This window comes from Pseudomonas sp. S11P7, from assembly GCF_023195435.1.
Taxonomy (GTDB): Bacteria; Pseudomonadota; Gammaproteobacteria; order Pseudomonadales; family Pseudomonadaceae; genus Aquipseudomonas; species Aquipseudomonas fluorescens_G.
This window is the reverse complement of sequence record NZ_JALPKS020000002.1, coordinates 1,302,687-1,321,178: the sequence shown is the minus strand read 5'-3', so window position 1 is coordinate 1,321,178 and position 18,492 is coordinate 1,302,687. Positions and strand designations below refer to the sequence as shown.

At 62.6% G+C, this 18,492-nt stretch carries 6 protein-coding genes; 4 read left to right on the top strand and 2 right to left on the bottom strand.

Features of this window, described 5'->3' with window-relative positions:
- The first annotated feature begins 82 nt into the window (after positions 1-82).
- The 4 genes from M0746_RS06095 to dsbG all read left to right on the top strand — a co-directional run bounded on the left by M0746_RS06095 (position 83) and on the right by dsbG (position 4,234).
- Complete coding sequence (locus tag M0746_RS06095; RefSeq protein ID WP_208940355.1) at positions 83-775, top strand: hypothetical protein; 693 nt, start codon at positions 83-85, stop codon at positions 773-775.
- 98 nt (positions 776-873) lie between these two features.
- A complete protein-coding gene (gene dsbD / locus M0746_RS06090) occupies positions 874-2,607 on the top strand; it encodes a protein-disulfide reductase DsbD (protein WP_258448497.1) in 1,734 nt (577 codons plus the stop codon).
- Positions 2,607-3,488 (top strand): TlpA disulfide reductase family protein, encoded by an 882-nt coding sequence (locus M0746_RS06085; protein ID WP_258448496.1) that lies wholly within the window; start codon positions 2,607-2,609, stop codon positions 3,486-3,488. The genes dsbD and M0746_RS06085 overlap by 1 nt, the downstream gene beginning before the upstream one ends.
- Complete coding sequence (dsbG, locus tag M0746_RS06080; protein ID WP_258448495.1) at positions 3,464-4,234, top strand: thiol:disulfide interchange protein DsbG; 771 nt, start codon at positions 3,464-3,466, stop codon at positions 4,232-4,234. Before M0746_RS06085 ends, dsbG begins: the two co-directional genes overlap by 25 nt.
- 136 nt (positions 4,235-4,370) lie before the next feature.
- On the opposite strand, the gene M0746_RS06075 is transcribed toward dsbG, so the two are convergent.
- Together M0746_RS06075 and M0746_RS06070 are read right to left on the bottom strand one after the other, a co-directional pair.
- On the bottom strand, positions 4,371-5,186 hold the full coding sequence (locus M0746_RS06075) for an alpha/beta fold hydrolase (protein ID WP_258448494.1): 816 nt from the start codon (positions 5,184-5,186) through the stop codon (positions 4,371-4,373).
- A gap of 230 nt (positions 5,187-5,416) precedes the next feature.
- Positions 5,417-18,421 (bottom strand): non-ribosomal peptide synthetase, encoded by a 13,005-nt coding sequence (locus M0746_RS06070; protein WP_258448493.1) that lies wholly within the window; start codon positions 18,419-18,421, stop codon positions 5,417-5,419.
- Positions 18,422-18,492: the final 71 nt, after the last annotated feature.

Sequence of the window (18,492 nt, the reverse complement as noted above, 5' to 3'; positions counted from 1 at the left end):
CACTTTGCGCCTGTTTCGCCAAACAGCGCTGTTTTAGCCTTGCGTTGAAGTTACAACCCACTGTTAAAAGGACTTATTACACATGCCTCAACTTAAAAACTTCGTCGCCATCGACTGGCGCGCCGGCCCGGATCGCATTTATTTCTTTTTCAAAGACAGCGAGACCTATTCTCGCTTCGATCTGGGAAACAACAAGGTCCCCGATAATTACCCCACCTCTGCGGCTGGTAACTGGGATAAATTCGACCCGTTCATCAAAGACCTGCGCTTCGGTTTTACCACCACGTCAATCGGCTTCAACGCGCCGGGCGACGAAGACATCGCCTGGTTATTCCATTATCAGGGCTCGACGCCCATGGTCTGCAAATACGACCAGGATAACGATGCGGTTGCCAGTTTTCAGAAAGTCGCCGATTCGATCTGGAAACCGATCCTGCCGTACTTCGACCAGATCATTGCCGGCACCTGGTTCCAACTGACCGGGCAAGCGTTTCTGTTTCGCTTCATTCTCAATGACGGACATTATCTGTCGTTCAATTACCGAGCAAAAACCCTGACGCGCAAGCCGTTCGGCGAGTATCAACTCGGCGTGTTGAAACCCTACAAAGACCGAATCATCACCGCTGCGCAAAACGACCGGACGTTTGCCGACAGCTACTGGTACATCTTTCTGACCAATAACCAGTATCTGGTCTACAACATTCAGACTGATCGACTGGTGTCCGGCCCACACACGATCAACGACGGCAACTGGCCCGGACTGCTGCGCGGTTGATTGGCCGAGCAAGAGAGAGCCTTGTACGATACGGGTTAATTATCGGTTAATCGCCGCCGCCCATTCTGCGCTCACTTGCACAGGGACAAGGCTCCTCCATGCGTCATTTTTTTCTGTTGTTCGCTCTCTTGATCTCGGGCCTGGCCCAGGCAGGAAACAATCCATTCGATACGAAACCCGAGTTTCTGCCGGTCGACAAAGCCTTTGTGCTGACATCCGAACGTCTTGAGTCCGGGGAAACCCAGCTGTTCTGGCAAATCAGCGACGGCTATTACCTGTATCAGAAACGGTTGAAGTTCGATGGTCTCACCGCCGATCAGCAGCCGAAGCTGCCTGAAGGGGAATCGCACAGCGACGAGTTCTTCGGCGAGCAACCGGTCTACCGTCAGGGTCTGGAAGTGAAAATTCCGGCAGCGGCCAACGGCCAGATCAAGGTCAGCTATCAAGGCTGTGCCGATGCCGGTCTGTGTTATCCACCGCAAACCCGCGTGATTGATCTGGGCGGCAAGGCGGCCGTTGCGCCGGACGCGCAAGCACCGGATCAGGCCTTGGCCAGCAGCCTGCAACAACGGGCGTTGGGCTGGAGTCTATTGGTGTTCTTCGGCCTCGGTCTGCTGCTGGCCTTCACGCCGTGCACGTTGCCAATGTTGCCGATTCTGGCTGGCATGGTGGTCGGCAGCGGCGCCACGCCGCGTCGAGGCTTTGCTCTGGCCGGCAGTTATGTGATTTGCATGGCGCTGGTCTATGCCGCAATGGGTGTGATTGCCGCGCTGCTCGGTGCGAACCTGCAGGCGTGGTTGCAGAACCCTTGGTTGCTCGGCACGTTTGCGGCGATTTTCGTGATATTGGCCCTGCCGATGTTCGGCTTTTTCGAACTGCAACTGCCGGTGGCCCTGCGTGATCGCCTCGAACACGCCTCGCGCAGTCGCAGCGGTGGCAGCCTGATCGGCGCCGGGGTCCTTGGTGCGTTGTCCGGTCTGCTGGTCGGCCCATGCATGACCGCACCGCTGGCCGGCGCCCTGCTGTATATCGCGCAGACCGGCAATGCCTTGCACGGCGGCTTGATTCTGTTCTCGCTGGGCATCGGTATCGGTGTGCCTTTGTTGTTGCTGGTGACCGTGGGCAACCGTTTCCTGCCCAAACCCGGCGCGTGGATGAACCTGCTCAAAGGCGTGTTCGGCTTCCTTTTTCTGGCCACCGCGTTGCTGATGCTGCGCCCGGTCCTCAACGCCTCGTTGTGGCTGGGCCTGTGCGGTGCATTGCTGTTGATCGCCGCGTTCTGCGCCTGGAAACAGTCCGAAGGTTTCGGCCGCGTCGCGCAGGTGTTTGGTGCCACTTCGCTGCTGCTCGGGTTGTGGGGCAGCCTGCTGGTGATTGGCGCGGCCGGCGGCAGCGACGACCCGTATCAACCGTTGCAGGTCTACAGCGCTGGCCGTGCCGGTTCAGTAGCGCCAGCCGGGCATGAGGCGTTCACCACGATAAAGGACCCGGCGGCGCTGCAACGTGAACTCGACGCGGCCAAAGCGCAGGGCCAGTGGGTGTTGCTCGACTACTACGCCGACTGGTGCGTGTCGTGCAAGGTCATGGAGAAGCAGGTGTTCGGCAAGGCCAATGTCATGCAGGCGTTGGATGACGTGCGCCTGCTGCGCCTGGATGTCACCGCTGACAATGCCGCCAGCCGTGAATTGCTCAGCCGTTACAAAGTGCCGGGGCCACCGAGTTTCGTCTGGATCGGCAGCGACGGTGAAGAACGTCGCAGCCAGCGGATTACCGGCGAAGTCGATGCCGACACCTTCCTGCAACGCTGGAACGCCACCCGAGACGCCAATTAATGCTGACCTTCACCCTCGGCACCTTTGCCATCGCGCTCAACCATTTGCTGCTGATCAGTGCCCTGGCGCTGGCGACTTTTGTCGGCTGGCGGGTGGCCAAGCGCGGTGGCGATAATCCCGAGTCGGCATTGTTCAGCCTGTTTCTGCTGGGCATGCTCGCCGCGCGGGTGGCCTTTGTCGCGCTGTACTGGTCGCACTATCGCGCGGACCCGTGGCAGATCATCGACCTGCGTGACGGCGGTTTTCTCGCCTGGCCGGGGGTGATCGTGCTGTTGCTGGCGGCGCTGTATCGCGGCTGGCGCCGTCCCGGACTGCGGCGTCCGCTGGGTTTCGGCGTGGCCAGTGGTGTGGCGTTCTGGCTGCTGGCCACGCTGTCGCTGAATATCTACGAACAAGGCACTCGTCTGCCGGACATCACCCTGCGCAACGCGGCCGGGGAAACCATCCAGCTCAGCGATTATCAGGGCGGGCCGCTGGTGATCAATCTCTGGGCGACCTGGTGCCCACCGTGCAGGCGCGAGATGCCGGTGCTGGAAAACGCCCAGCAACAACGCCCGGACCTGACCTTCCTGTTCGTCAACCAGGCCGAAAGCATGCAAAGCGTGGCGACCTTCCTCGAAACCCAGGGCCTGAGTCTGAACAACGTATTGTTCGACCGCAGCGGTCGCCTCGGCCAGGCCGTGGGTTCGATGGCATTGCCGACTACGCTGTTCTATAGCCCCGACGGTCGCCTGCTGAGCAGCCACCTCGGTGAGTTGTCGAACGCCAGCCTGGCCCGTGCGCTGGAAAACTTCGACACGCCGATCCCCCATTCGAACCCGGCCACCGCACCGGCCACCTCTGCAAGGAAACTGCCATGCCCCGCCTCCGCCACCTGCTGACGCTGACCCTGAGCGGCGCCCTGCTGCACTTGCCGTCGGTGCAGGCTGCTGAAGAACTGCCCGCCGCGATCAAGCAGATCGAAGCCAAGGGCGCGAAGATCGTCGGCCAGTTCGAGGCTCCCGACGGCCTGCGCGGTTATGCGGCGCAGTACCAGAATCGCGGCATGGCGCTGTACCTGACGCCGGATGGCAAGCACGTGCTGCTGGGTAATCTGTACGACGCCGACGGCAAGGACTTGAGCAGCGAGCCCCTGCAGAAACTGGTCTACGCGCCGATGGCCAAGGAAGTCTGGGCCAGGTTCGAGGCCAGCAACTGGATTCAGGACGGCAACAAGGATGCACCGCGCACGGTGTACTTGTTCAGCGATCCGAACTGCCCGTACTGCAACATGTTCTGGGAGCAGGCGCGGCCGTGGGTGAAAGCCGGCAAGGTGCAATTGCGCCACATCATGGTCGGTATCATCCGCGAAGACAGCCCGGGCAAATCGGCGGCGCTGCTGGCGGCAAAAGACCCGGCCAAGGCACTGGAAGATCACGAAAAGGCTGGCAAGGGCAGCTCGCTCAAAGCCTTGAAGGAAATTCCGGTGGCGGTGCAGACCAAACTGGCGGCGAACATGCAGTTGATGGAAGACCTTGAGCTGCAGGCGACACCGGCGATCTTCTACATGGACGACAAGGGTGAGCTGCAACAGCAACAAGGGGCGCCGACGGCGGAGAAGCTGGTGAAGATTCTGGGGCCTAAATAACCTCAGATTCTTTGTCGTCTGAAACGGCCTCTTCGCGGGCAAGCCCGCTCCCACAATGACCGAGGTGATCACAAATTTCGTGTACGCCACCAAATTCTGTGGGAGCGGGCTTGCCCGCGATAAACGATGACTCGGTCTAAAGGTTGCGCTCGCTCAGGAAGCTCAACAACGCATCCGTCACAAACTGCGGATTCTCCAGATTGGAGATATGCCCCGCCTCCGGCACCAGCACGCATGGGCAGCCGATCAACTCAGCCATTTCCCGGGCTTCCGCCGGCGGCCGTGGCTTGTCCTGATCGCCGCACAGCACCAGCGTCGCTACGGCATCCAGCTCGCCCAGGCGTGGCAACAAGTCATTGCGACCAAAAGTGATGCGCCCCATCGGCACGATGCTGTCGCGCAGTCGATCGGCGGAATACGCCGCCAGTTTCGCGCGGAAATCCTGATACAGCGCCGACTGCGGATCGATGCCCGGTCGGAAGAAGATCGGCACGACGATATCCAGCAGTTGTCCGGAGATTTCGCCGCTGTCTTCGATCTGCTTGAACAGCGAGAAATAGTACTGGCGGGTCGGCTCGGGCTCGACACCGACATACGTGTCCATCAGCACCAGACCATTGAGTCGCTGCGGCGCCGAAAGCGCCAGGCGCACGCCCCACATGCCGCCGACCGACAGGCCCACCAGCGTGACGCGGTCGATCTGCAGATGGTCAAGCAAGGCTTGCGCCTGACGGGCGATGTCATCCAGTGACGAGGTACCTTGCGGCAACCGCCCCGACTCGCCATGGCCCCACAGGTCCAGCGCAATCACCCGATAATGCGGCGCCAGCGCAGCGATCTGCGGCGCCCACATGGCGTGATCCCACAAGTAACTGCCGGCCAGCAGCACCGCCGGGCCAGCGCCTTGATCGGTGTAATGCAGCGCTTGTCCGTCAATCGTGAAAAAAGGCATCGACCATCCCCCGCGAGAAAAAACAGAACCGGCAGACTGAGCTGCCGGTTGCTGATCGTCAAGGATCGAAATGTACAGTCACTTACCGGTTGATTTGTGTTGAATTGACCGACGCCATCGCTGGCAAGCCAGCTCCCACAGGGTTCAACGTCGTTCACAAGATTTGTGCACACCGCAAAAACTGTGGGAGCTGGCTTGCCAGCGAAGAGGCCGGCCCAGGCGCCGAAAAACTACAGCCCCTCCAGCTCCGCCATCAGATCATTCAACCGATCAACCTTCTCCTCAGTGATGTCACTCGCCGCCAGTCCATCGATGTAATCGGCCAGTTCCTCCACCGTGCTGCACTCGAACATCGCCCGCAACGGCACGTCGCGTTGCAGGGTTTTCTGCACCCGCGAGGCAATCTGCGTGGCCAGCAACGAATGCCCGCCCAGCTCGAAAAAGTTGTCGCGTACACCGACCGTGTCGACCTTCAGCACCTCGGCCCAGATATCCGCCAGGGTCTGCTCCAGCTCATTGCGTGGCGCCAGATAGTCGTGGCTGTGCAACTGGCCGATCTCCAGCGCCGGCAAGGCTTTGCGATCAAGCTTGCCGTTGGCGTTGAGCGGCAGTTGATCGAGCCACAACCAATGCAGCGGCACCATGTATTCCGGCAGTTCGGCGCGCAGGCGCTGTTTGATTCGCTCCAGGCGCTCTTGCGGATTCAGTGTGGAATCCGCTGCAACCAGATAACCCACCAGATGTTTGCCGTTAGCCCCCTCCTGCACACCGACCGCACCGTCGCGCACTTCCGGCTGTTCATGCAGGCGGGCTTCGATCTCGCCCAGTTCGATGCGGTAACCGCGAATTTTCACCTGATGATCAACGCGGCCGACGTATTCCAGCACGCCATCGGCGCGCCGCCGCGCCAGATCTCCGGTGCGATACAGGCGCTCGCCCGGCGCACCGAACGGATTCGGCACAAACACCGGCGCGGTGCGCAGCGGATCACTGACGTAACCGCGTCCGACGCCCGTCCCGGCGACGCACAATTCGCCCACCGCGCCCAGCGGCACCAACTCCAGCGCACCATCAAGCAGGTACAGCAGATTGTTGTCGGTCGGCGTACCGATCGGTAAATAACTGCCGCGCGTCGATGCCATGTCGACACGGAAGAACGCCACATCGTCCGAACACTCGGCCGGACCATAGGCGTTGACCAGACCGATGTCCGGGTAACGCAGCAGCCACTGGTGGGCCAGCTCCGGCGGCATTGCTTCACCGGTTGGCAGCATCCAGCGCAGGCCATCCAGGCTCAGCCGCTCGGAAGCAAGCATGCCCTGAATCAGCGACGGCACGCTTTCCAGCACAGTGATGCCCTGGGCTTGCACATGCATCAGCAAACCCTGCGGATCATGGGCGATGGCGTTCGGCACGATATCGACCCGCGCGCCGAACAACGGCGCAGCGAGGAACTGCCAGACCGAAATGTCGAAGCTTTGCGAAGCGGTCTGCGCGATCACATCGGCTTCGCTCAGTTGCAGATACGGCACCTTGCTCAACTGGTTGTTGAGCATGCCGCGCTGCTCGACCATTACTCCTTTCGGCTGCCCGGTGGAACCCGAGGTGTAAATCACGTAAGCGAGATTGTCCGGGGCGCTGTACAGGCCGGGATTGTCCGCCGAGGTCGCCGCCGCCTGGAGTTCTTCCCAGACCAGCAGCCGTGGGCGATGGGCGCAACCGCACTCATCGAGCAACGCTTGCGCCTGTTCGCGACAGGCCTGACTGCAGACCAGCACCGGCGTGCGGCTCAGCTCGACGATGCGCTGCAGGCGCTGGCCCGGCAGGCCCGGGTCCAGCGGCAGATAGCCGGCGCCGGCCTTGAAGCTGCCGATGATCATGCCGAGCAGATCGGGATTGCGTTCGCTCAGCAGCGCCACCGGTTGATCGAACGTCACCCCGGCGGCGATCAGTGCGTGACCGAGGCGGTTGGCGCGCTGGTTCAGTTCGGCATAGCTCAGCTGTTGATCCAGACAGCTGGCGGCGATGCGTTGTGGATGCGCGGCGACCTGCGCTTCGAACAGCGCGACGTAGCTCTGCTCCAGCGGATAATCCCGCGCACTCTGGTTGCAACCGTGCAGGAGGAAATCCCGCTCTTGCGCACCGAGCAGCGGCAGCTCGGCCATGTCGCCATGGAAACCCACGACCAGCGCCAGCAGCAAACGCTTGAACTCAGCGAGCATGCGTTCAACCGTTGACTCGTCGAAATAACGCTGGTCATACGACAGGTGCAGACCGAGGTCATCGCCCGGATAGCACACCGCCGTCAGCGGGAAATTGGTGTGGGTGCGGCCGGAATCCGAGGACGCGTTGAGGCTCTGCGCCCGATCCAGCACCGAGACTTCCACCGGGGCGTTTTCGAAGACGAACAGGCTGTCGAACAGCGGCTGGCCCTTGGGCAATTCGCTTTGTTCCTGGATGTTCACCAGCGGCAAATATTCGTACTCGCGCAACTGCATGTTGCGGTCGAGCAGCGCGCTCAGCCATTGCCGCACGCTGCAGCGCTCACCGTCCGCTGGCATCTGCACGCGCAGCGCGATGCTGTTGATGAACAGGCCCACCGTGCGTTGCATCTCTGGCATGTCCACCGGGCGCCCTGCCACGGTGACGCCAAACAGCACGTCGCGATCACCGCTGAGGCGACGCAAGACCAGCGCCCACGCCGCTTGCGCAAACGTGTTGATGGTCAGCTGATGCGCCTGCGCCAGTTCACGCAGCCGCGCACCGTCCTCGATATCGAGGCGGGTGTAGCAGTCGCCAACGATCATCCCACCGCTTTCGCCGGCATGTTCACGCAGGAACGGACGGTCACTCGGGATCGGTGTGGTGCGCTCGAACCCTTGCAGGTTCTGCTGCCACCACTGCCGCGCCTCGGCCAGGCTCTGGCGTTGCAGCCAGCCGATGTAATCGCGATAACGCGGCGGCGTGCTCAACTGCGCTTCGCGGCCTTCGCCGAGGGCGCTGTAGATCTCGAAGAAATCGTTCATCAGCAATGAGCGGCACCAGGCATCGATGAGGATGTGGTGGTTGCTCATCATGAACCAGTAACGCGCCGCGCCGACCTTGATCAGACGCAGATGAAACGGCGCTTGAGCAAGCAGATCGAAACCGGCCTCACGCTCGCGCTTCAGCAGCGCTTGCAGCTGCGGTTCCTGCTCGGCTTCGGCGATGGCGCTCCAGTCCAGGTAGTCGATCGGCGTGCGACCCGGCGTGTGGATCACTTGCAGCATGTCTGCGCCGACGTTCCAGCAGAACGAGGCACGCAACGCTTCATGGCGGGCGACCACCGCTTGCCACGCCTGGGCGAAACGCTCGGGGTCGAGTTCACTGTTGATGCGGTAGCGATCCTGCATGTAGTACAGACCAGTGCCCGGTTCGAGCAAGGTGTGCAGCAGCATGCCTTCCTGCATCGGCGTCAGCGGATAGACATCTTCGATGTGCGCGGCCGGCACCGGCAGCGCATCGAGTTGTGCCTGGGTCAGTTGCGCCAGCGGGAAGTCCGACGGCGTCAGGCCACCGGCCTCGTCTTGCAGGCAATGGGCAATCAGACTCTGCAGCTCAGCCAGGTAGGCATCGGCCAGATCAGCGATGGACTCTGCGTCATAACGCTCGGCGCTGAAGGTCCAGCGCAGCTGCAGTTCGCCGCCGTAGACCTGACTGTCGACACTCAACTCGTTCGGCAACGGCGCCTGCGGATCGTGGGCGGCACTGAGCGGCTCGTCGAGCGGACGGAACAGCGCATCGCTGGCGAAGCTCTGGTCGAACTGGCCGAGGTAGTTGAAGGTGATCGGCGCGATCGGCAGCGCGATCATGCTCGCACGGCTGGCGTCGTCGGCCAGATAACGCAGCACACCGTAGCCCAGACCTTTGTGCGGCACTGCACGCAATTGCTCTTTGATCGCTTTGATCGACGTGCCTTGCCCGGCGCTTTCTTCACTGGCGCACGGCGCCAGGCGCAGCGGGTAAGCGCTGGTGAACCAGCCGACCGTACGGGTCAGGTCGATCTCGTCGAACAGGGTTTCGCGGCCGTGGCCTTCCAGTTGAATCAGCGCCGACGCCTCGCCCGTCCAACGGCACAGCACACGGGCCAGCGCGGTCAGCAGCAAGTCGTTGACCTGCGTGCGGTAAGCGCTCGGCGCCTGTTGCAGCAGTTGCCGGGTCCGCTCGGCATCGAGGCGTACGCTGACGGTTTGCGCGTGACGATGCTGTCGCCCGCCCTGTGGATTCGCACAAGGCAGATCGGCGCTCGGCCCGGCCAGTTGGGCCTGCCACCAACCGAGTTCTTCGCGCAGGGATTCGCTGCCGGCGTAGGCCTGCAAACGCGCAGCCCAATCCTTGAACGCGCTGGTTTTCGCCGGCAGTTGCAGCGGCTGCTCGGCGTCGAGTTGGCGATAGACCGTTTGCACATCGTCGAGCAACACGCGCCACGAGACACCGTCGACCACCAAGTGATGAATCGCCATGAACAGACGTTGCTGGCCTTGCGGGCCATCGACCAGCACCGCCCGTACCAGCGGGCCTTGCGCCAGATCGAGGCTGCGCTGGGCCTCGGCGAACAGCGCTTCGCAAGCCTCCATCGACTCGACGCGGCGATGCCAGAAAAAATTCGCAGCGGACAGCGGTTCATGGGTCGCTTGCCACTGACCATTGACCTCGGCGAAACGCAGACGCAATGCATCGTGGTGCTCGATCACCGCCAGCAGCGCTTGCCCGAGAATCTGCGCTTGCAGCGCCACACTTGGCTCCAGCAACAACGCCTGGTTCCAGTGCTGTCGCTGGGGAATGTCGCTGTCGAAGAACCAGTGCTGAATCGGCGTCAGACGCGATTCACCGGTCACCAGCCCCTGCTCGGCCGTCACCCGCTCGGTGCGGCTGGCGACGGCGCCGAGGCTGTGCACGGTCTGATGCTGGAACAGATCCCGCGGGCTGAAATGAATACCCTGTTGACGCGCGCGGCTGACCACCTGAATCGACAGAATCGAGTCACCGCCGAGTTCGAAGAAGTTGTCGTTAAGGCCGACTCGTTTAACGTTGAGCACATCACACCAGATCTGCGCCAGGCTCTGCTCCAGTTCATTGCTCGGCGCCACATAGTCTTGACGGTTGAGTTCAGGGTCCGGCGCGGGCAAGGCGCGGCGGTCAAGTTTGCCGTTGGCGGTCAGCGGCATGCTCGCCAATAGAATCAGGTGGGTCGGCACCATGTAATCCGGCAGTTGTGTCTTGAGATGGGCCTTCAACGCTTCGCGCAGTTCGATCTGGCTGGCTTCGCTTTGCCCGGCGACTTCAGTGACCAGATAGCCGACCAGTTGCTTGCCGCTCGGCGCATCGAGTGCGAGCACTACCGCTTCGCGAATCGACTCGTGATCGAGCAGGCGGGTTTCGATTTCACCGAGTTCGATGCGGAAACCGCGAATCTTCACTTGATGATCGATACGTCCCAGATATTCCACCAGACCATCGGCACGCTGGCGCACCAGATCGCCGGTGCGGTACATGCGCCCGCCATCAGCGGCAAATGGATCAACGACAAAACGCTCGGCGCTGATCCCCGGACGATCGTGATAGGCCTGCGCCAGCCCGGCGCCACCGATGAACAGTTCACCGGTCGCACCTTGCGGCACCAACGCCAGATCGGCGTCGAGAATGTACGCCACACGCGCGCCGATCACGCTGCCGATCGGCACGCTGCCAGCGCCCTCCTCCAGCACCTCTGGCGCCAGACTGGCCAGCGGCATGACCACGGTTTCGGTCGGGCCATAGGCATTGAAGAACAGCGCCGGTTTGAACGCCGCCCGAATCCGTTGCAGGTGCTCACCGGTCAGCGCTTCGCCGCCGGTGATGATCATCCGCACCGGCAGGATTTGGTTTTGCGTGGCGAGGAACCGCGCCAACTGGCTGCCATAACTCGGGGTGAAACCGAGCACGTTGATTTGATGTGTGCGGATCAAACCGCAGATTTCTTCCGCGTCCCACTGACCTTGCGCACGCAGTACAACCTGCGCGCCGCTGAGCAACGGCACCAGCAGACGTTCGGTGGCGGCGTCGAAGTTGATCGAATAGAAGTGCAGTTCGCAGTCGTCGGGGCGCATGCCGAAACGCTCGATCACCGCTTGGCAGTGCATGGCGATTTCGCCATGGGAAACCACCACGCCTTTCGGTTTGCCGGTCGAACCCGAGGTGTAGATCAGGTACGCCTGATGCTGCGGCAGACTGATCAACGGCAGCTCGGTCACCGGGTAATCGGCCAGCGCCGCGCTGTCGTCTTCCAGGCACCAGCGTACGACGCCTTGAGGCAGCTCACCGAGCGCGGCGAACATTGCCCGATCGCTGAGCAGCAGACCAATGCGGCTGTCTTCGATCATGTAGTGCAGACGGTCGAGCGGGTATTCCGGGTCGAGCGGCACATACGCGCCGCCGGCCTTGAGAATCGCCAGCAGGCCGATGACCATTTCCAGCGAACGCTCCAGCGCCAGACCGACCCGCACTTGCGGGCCGACGCCGCGCTCGCGCAGGGCCCAGGCCAGACGATTGGCGCGGGCATCGAGTTCGGCGTAGCTCAGGGTTTGCCCGGCAAAGGTCAGCGCCGGCGCGTCCTGGCGCGCCAGTGCCTGTTCGGCGAACAGGTGATGGATGCACTGGTCGAGACGGTGCGTGCCCGGCTCGATGCCGAGGCTGTCGAGCACGTGTTGTTGCTCGGCTGGATCAAGTAACGGCAGTTCGCCGAGGCGTTGCTGCGGGTCGGCGATCAGTGCCTCAAGCAGGTTGCGCCAGTGCCTGGCCATGCGCGCAATGGTCGGTTCGTCGAACAGATCGGTGCTGTAGGTCAGGCAGCAACCGAGGCGCTGATCGAGGTCGGTGACCTCCAGGTTGAGATCGAATTTGGTCGCGCGGGCATCGTTGGCCAGGTACTCGACGGTCATCCCGGCCAGGCTGCGGCTTTGCTGAAATTCCCAGCGCTGCACGTTGCACATCACCTGGAACAACGGGTTATAGGCAGCGCTGCGCGGCGGCTGCAACGCCTCGACCAGATGATCGAACGGCAGGTCCTGATGCGACTGACCTTCGATCACCGTGTGGCGTACCTGTTCGAAGAGTTCGCCGACCGACATCATGCCGTCGAGCTGGCAACGCAACACCTGGGTGTTGAGGAACGCACCGATCAACCCTTCGCTTTCCGGGCGGATGCGGTTGGCCACCGGCGCGCCGATGCGCAGATCGGTCTGACCGCTGTAGCGGTACAGCAAGGTGGCGAGCGCCGCCGTCATGGTCATGAACAGGGTCAGGCCGTGTTGCGCATTGAATGCCCGCACCCGCGCGGCGAGGTCGTCGCTCAGGTCGAAACGAAACAGTTCGCCCTGATGACTTTGTACTGGCGGACGGGGGCGGTCGCCCGGCAGTTCCAGCAATGGATGTTCGCGGCCCAGTTGCGCGGTCCAGTAGTCGAGCTGACGCTGACGCTCGCCGGATTCCAGCCAGTGGCGCTGCCAGACGCTGTAGTCCAGATACTGCACCGGCAGCGGCTCCAGCGGCGATTCACGCTCATCGACAAAGGCTTCGTACAACGCGCTGAGTTCGCGGGCGAAAATGTCCATCGCCCAGCCTTCGGTGACGATGTGGTGCAAGGTCAGGACAAAGTAATGCTCGTGCTCGGCGGTTTTCACCAGACAGGCGCGCAGCAGCGGGCCGGTTTCCAGATCGAACGGCCGATGCGCTTCTTCGTCAGCCAGTTGCTGGACCTTTTGCTCGCGCAGGTCAGCAGCAGAGCCGGTGAAATCCTTCCAGCCCATGCGCACACCCGTTTCGCCATGCACCTGCTGGCGGGCGACGCCGTCGATGCTGGGGAATGTGGTACGCAAGGTTTCGTGACGCAGGATCAGTGCTTGCAGGGCCGCTTCAAAATGTTCGACATGCAACACGCCGCGCAGCCGCGCCATGCCGCCGACGTTGTACGCCGGGCTGTCCGGTTCCATCTGCCAGAGGAACCACATGCGCTGTTGCGAATAGGACAACGGCACCGCTTGGCTGCGATCGACTTTGGCGATCGGCGGCTGTTCGTTGGTGTGCCCGCTGAGCTGAATCTGCCGAACCTGCTCGGCGAAATCAGCGAGTTCGCTATGCTCGAACAAGGCACGCAGCGGCAACTCGACGTCACAGGCCTGACGGGTGCGCGAGATGATTTGCGTGGCCAGCAGCGAGTGCCCGCCAAGGGCGAAGAAGTCGTCGCGCAGGCCGACCCGGGTCAGGCCCAGCACTTCGCACCAGATCGCGGCGATCTGCTGTTGCAGCTCGGTCACCGGTTCGACGTGCTCGCGCAGCTGCCATTGCGGCTCGGGCAAGGCACGGCGGTCGAGTTTGCCGCTGGGGCTCAACGGCATGGCGTCGAGGCGCAGCAGTTGCGCCGGGACCATGTACTCCGGCAGCTCGGCGGCCAGTGCGGTTTTCAGACGGGTAATTTGCTCGTCCTGGTTTTCGCGAGGATCGGTTGCGGTGAAGTAGCCAATCAGTTGCGCGCCGGCAGCGGTTTCACGCACCAGCACCACGGCTTGAGCGACGCCTTCCTGCGCAAGCAGACGCGCTTCGATTTCTTCCGGCTCGACGCGGAAGCCGCGCAGTTTGACCTGTTGATCGAGACGGCCGAGGTATTCGATCACGCCATCGGCGGTCCAGCGCGCACGGTCACCGGTGCGATACAAACGTGCGCCCGGCTCGCCCAGCGGATCGACGACAAAGCGTTCGGCAGTCAACGACGGACGCCCCAGGTAACCGCGAGCCAGACCGATGCCGCTGATGCACAACTCACCCGGCACACCGGCCGGCAGCGGATTCAGATCGGCATCGAGCACACGGCAGATCACGTTGCCCAGTGGACGACCAATCGGCGAGCGCGCGCCATCGGCACTGGTGCAATGCCAGTGGGTGACGTTGATCGCGGTTTCGGTCGGGCCATAACGGTTGTGCAGTTGCACCGCCGGCAGTTGCGCCAGCACGCGGTTACGCAGTTCGGCAGGCAATGCTTCACCGCCAGAAAAGACCCGGCGCAGGCTGGTGCATTCGATGCTCAGCGGTTCGTCGATGAACAGCGCCAGCAGCGGCGGCACGAAGTGCAGCGTGGTCACGCCAAACTGCTGCACGAGCCGGGCGATGCGATGCGGATCGCGATGTTCACCGGGACCGGCGAGCAACAACCGTGCGCCAGTGATCAATGGCCAGAAACACTCCCACACCGAGACGTCGAAACTGATCGGCGCTTTTTGCAACAGCACATCGGTTTCATCGAGACGGTAAGTGTTCTGCATCCATTGCAGACGTTCGGCCAGTGCCGCGTGGGTATTGCCGACGCCTTTTGGCTCGCCGGTGGAGCCCGAGGTGTAAATCACGTAAGCGAGGTTGTCGCCATGCAGGTGCAGACCCGGTGCCTGGCTCGGCCAGTTTTCCAGATGCAACGCGTCCATGGCGATCATGCTGACGCCGTCGCTGGCCGGCAAGCGCTCGAGCAATCGGGTCTGGGTCAGAAACAATTCGACGCCGCTGTCACGCAGCATGTAGGCCAGCCGCTCGGCTGGATAATCCGGGTCCAGCGGCACGTAGGCGCCGCCAGCCTTGATGATGGCCAACAGACCGATCAGCAGTTGCGGCGAACGCTCGGCGGCGATCCCAACGCAAACATCCGGACCGACGCCCTTGTCGCGCAGATAATGCGCGAGGCGGTTGGCCTGCGCATGCAGTTCGGCGAAATCGAGACGGCCGCCGTCCCACACCAGCGCGGTGCGCTGCGGGGTCAGGCCTGCCTGTTGATTGAGCAGTTCCGGCAGCCATTGTTGCGCCGGGGCGCAGGCTTCGCTGGCCCAGGCATTTCGCTGATCGTGCTCGGTGATGGTCAGCAATTGCAGATCGCCGATCACCTGCTGCGGCTGCTCGCAGACGTCGCGCAACAGGTTGCAGAAATGCTCGGCCAGTCGCTCGATGGTGGCCGCGTCAAACAGTTCGCTGGCGTAATCGAATGACAGAGTCAGACGCCCGTTGCGGTCTTCTTCGCTGTGCAGTTGCAGGTCGAACTTGGCTTCGCGGCTGTGCCACGGCAGCTCCTCGGCGAGCAGCCCCGGCAAGCGCTTGAGCGCACTGAGGTCGCGCTGCTGATGGTTGAACATGACCTGGAACAGCCCGTGTTCGCGGGCCTGCGGAAAGGCTTCGAGCAGCTGTTCGAACGGCAGATCCTGATGCGCTTGTGCGCCAAGTGCGGCCAGGCGTGTCTCGGCCAGCAGGTCGGCAAACGACTGGCGCGAATCGATCTGCGCACGCAGCACCTGGGTGTTGATGAAGAAACCGATCAGCCCTTGAGTTTCCAGGCGCGGACGGTTGGCATTGGGCACGCCAATGCGAATGTCGCGCTGCCCGCTGTAGCGATACAACAGGCTTTGCAATGCTGCGAGCAACAGCATGAAGGTGGTCGCTTCGTGCGCCTGCGCGGTGTTGCGGATGGCTGCGCTGAGGCTCGCCTCCAACCGCAGGCTATGCCGCGCTGCGCTGTGCTTTTGCTGAGCGGAGCGTGGGTGATCGGTGGCGAGTTCCAGTGCCGGGTGCTCGTCGCCCAGTTGCGCTTGCCAGTACGCCAGTTGCCGCTCGCCCTCGCCTTGTGCCAGCCATTGGCGCTGCCAGTCGCCGTAGTCGGCATACTGCGTGGGCAGCGCTGGCAGTTCAGCCGTCGCGCCTTGGCTGGCGGCGGCATACAGGCGCGAGAACTCGTCGAGCAGAATATTCAGCGACCAACCGTCGGCGATGATGTGGTGCATCGTCACCAGCAATTGGTGATCTTCGTCATCGAGACGAATCAGGCTCACCCTGAGCAGCGGGCCTTTTTCCAGATCGAATCGCGTATGCGCCTGGTCATCGCGGATTTGCTGCGCGCGAGCTTCACGCTCGGTAGTCGGCACGTCGCTGAGGTCGATCACTTGCAGGTTGAATTCGCCGGCGGCCACGACTTGTTGCAACGCAACGCCGTCGCGCTCGAAGAAGCGTGTGCGCAGGGATTCGTGGCGCTCGATCAGTTGCTGGAAGCTGCTGCGCAGCGCGACCTCGTCGAGTTCGCCGCGCAAGCGCAGGGCGCCGGGAATGTTGTAGGCGCTGCTGTGCGGATCGAGTTGCCAGGTGATCCACAAGCGGTTCTGTGCCAGCGATTGCGGCATCGGCTCGCTGCGCGACAACGCGGTGATTGCCCCTTGTGCGCTGCCACCGGCCTGTTGCTGTTGCGCCACCGCAGCGGTGAATGCAGACAGGGTTGGCGCTTCGAACAGCAGACGCAGGTTCAGCTCCAGCGCGAGTTCTTCGCGCACCCGGGCGATCACCTGCGTGGCCGCGATCGAGTTGCCGCCGAGCAGGAAAAAATGATCGTCGCCAGCGACCTGTTTGACGTTCAGTTGTTCGGCCCAGATCTGCCCGATCCGCGCTTGCAGATCCGAGCCGCTGGCTGGCGCGGCCTGGGACTCGGTCGTCGTCGACGTCGACGGGAACAGCGCGTAGCTGTCGAGGCTGCCATCGGCCAGACCCGTGCGGCACGCCGAGCGCTGCAATTTGCCGCTGGATGTTTTCGGCAAGGCGCCCGGATTGAGCAGGATCACCACGCTTGGCGCCTGTTGATACGCCTCGGCCACCGCTTGGCGAATGGCCTTGATCAAGGCTTGCGGCGCAAGGACTTTCTGCACGCTGCGGCTGATTTCCGCAGCAATACCGATGCCCTCCTCGCCCTCATGATTGACGGCGAACGCAGCGACGCGGCCCTTGCGCACCACTTCCACTTCGTTCTCGACGGTCTTCTCGATGTCCTGCGGATAGAGGTTATGACCACGCACGATCAGCATGTCTTTCAAGCGCCCGGTGATGAACAGTTCACCGTTGCGCAGAAACCCCAGATCCCCGGTACGCAGCCAGGTACGGCCGGCGTGCTGGACGAAGGTTTTGGCGCTGGCCTCGGGGTTGCGCCAGTAGCCGTGAGCGATGCTCGGCCCGGTGGCCCACACTTCGCCGACGGCGTTATCCGCCAGTTCTTCCAGCGAATTCGGTTCGACGATCAGCACCGCGTGCTCCGGCTGGCTGATGCCGCAGCTCATGATCGCGCTGCCATCACCCGGCTCGGCGCGGTTCTGCGCCAAGGCTTGATCGTCGACACGCAACGCTGGAATGCCGGTGCCGCGCGGCGTGCCGGCAACGAACAGTGTGGCTTCGGCCAAGCCGTACGAGGCCATGAAACTGTCAGCGCTGAAACCGCATTCGGAAAACTTTTCGGCGAAGCGTTCGAGGCTGTCGAGGCGGATCGGTTCGGAGCCGGAATACGCCACGCGCCAGCGACTCAAATCGAGGCGCGCCAAGGCGGATTCGCTGACCCGTTCGCTGCATAAGCGATAGGCAAAATCCGGTCCGCCACTGATGGTGCCGCCGTATTCGCTGATCGCTTCGAGCCAGCGCAACGGTCGACCGAGGAAATACGCTGGCGACATGAGGATGCACGGCACGCCGCTGAAGATCGGCTGTAGCAAACCGCCGATCAGGCCCATGTCGTGGTACAGCGGCAGCCAGCTGACGATCACGTCGTCCGGATTGACGTCGATGCCGAAACCGTGGCGGATCAACTGTTCGTTGGCGACCAGATTGCCGTGGCTGACCTGCACGCCTTTGGGCAATGCGGTAGAGCCGGAGGTGTATTGCAGGAAGGCGATGTGATCTGCCGTCAGCGTCGGCTCGCGCCAGTTTTGCGCCAGCGCCTCGCCGAGGTTATCAACGCACAGCAGCGGCGGCGCGCCTTCGATCTGCTGCAAGGCCTCGCGCAGGTCGGCGCTGGTCAGCAACAGGCGCGGTTCGGCATCGGCAATGATCGACAGCAAACGTTCCTGATGATGACGCCGTGCCGATTCCGGCGGGTAAGCCGGCACTGCGATCACGCCGGCGTACAGGCAACCAAAAAACGCCGCGACGTAATCCGGGCCGCTGGGAAACAGCAGCACTGCGCGGTCGCCCGATTGCGCCTCAGCCTGCAACGCGGCGGCGATGGTCCGCGCCCGCTGATCGAGTTCGCGATAACTGAGTACCACAGCCTGCTCCTGGTTTTCGGCAAGAAAACGCAAGGCCAGTCGATCCGGCGTCAGGGCCGCGCGGCGCTGAAGGGCATGGACCAGGGTGCTGGGGAGTTCGAACGCGTCGGTCATGAGGTTTCCTGCCTGAATTCGGCTTGCTGGTGGAATCGGGTTGCGGCGTCACGCCTTGCGAAAAGGCGTGC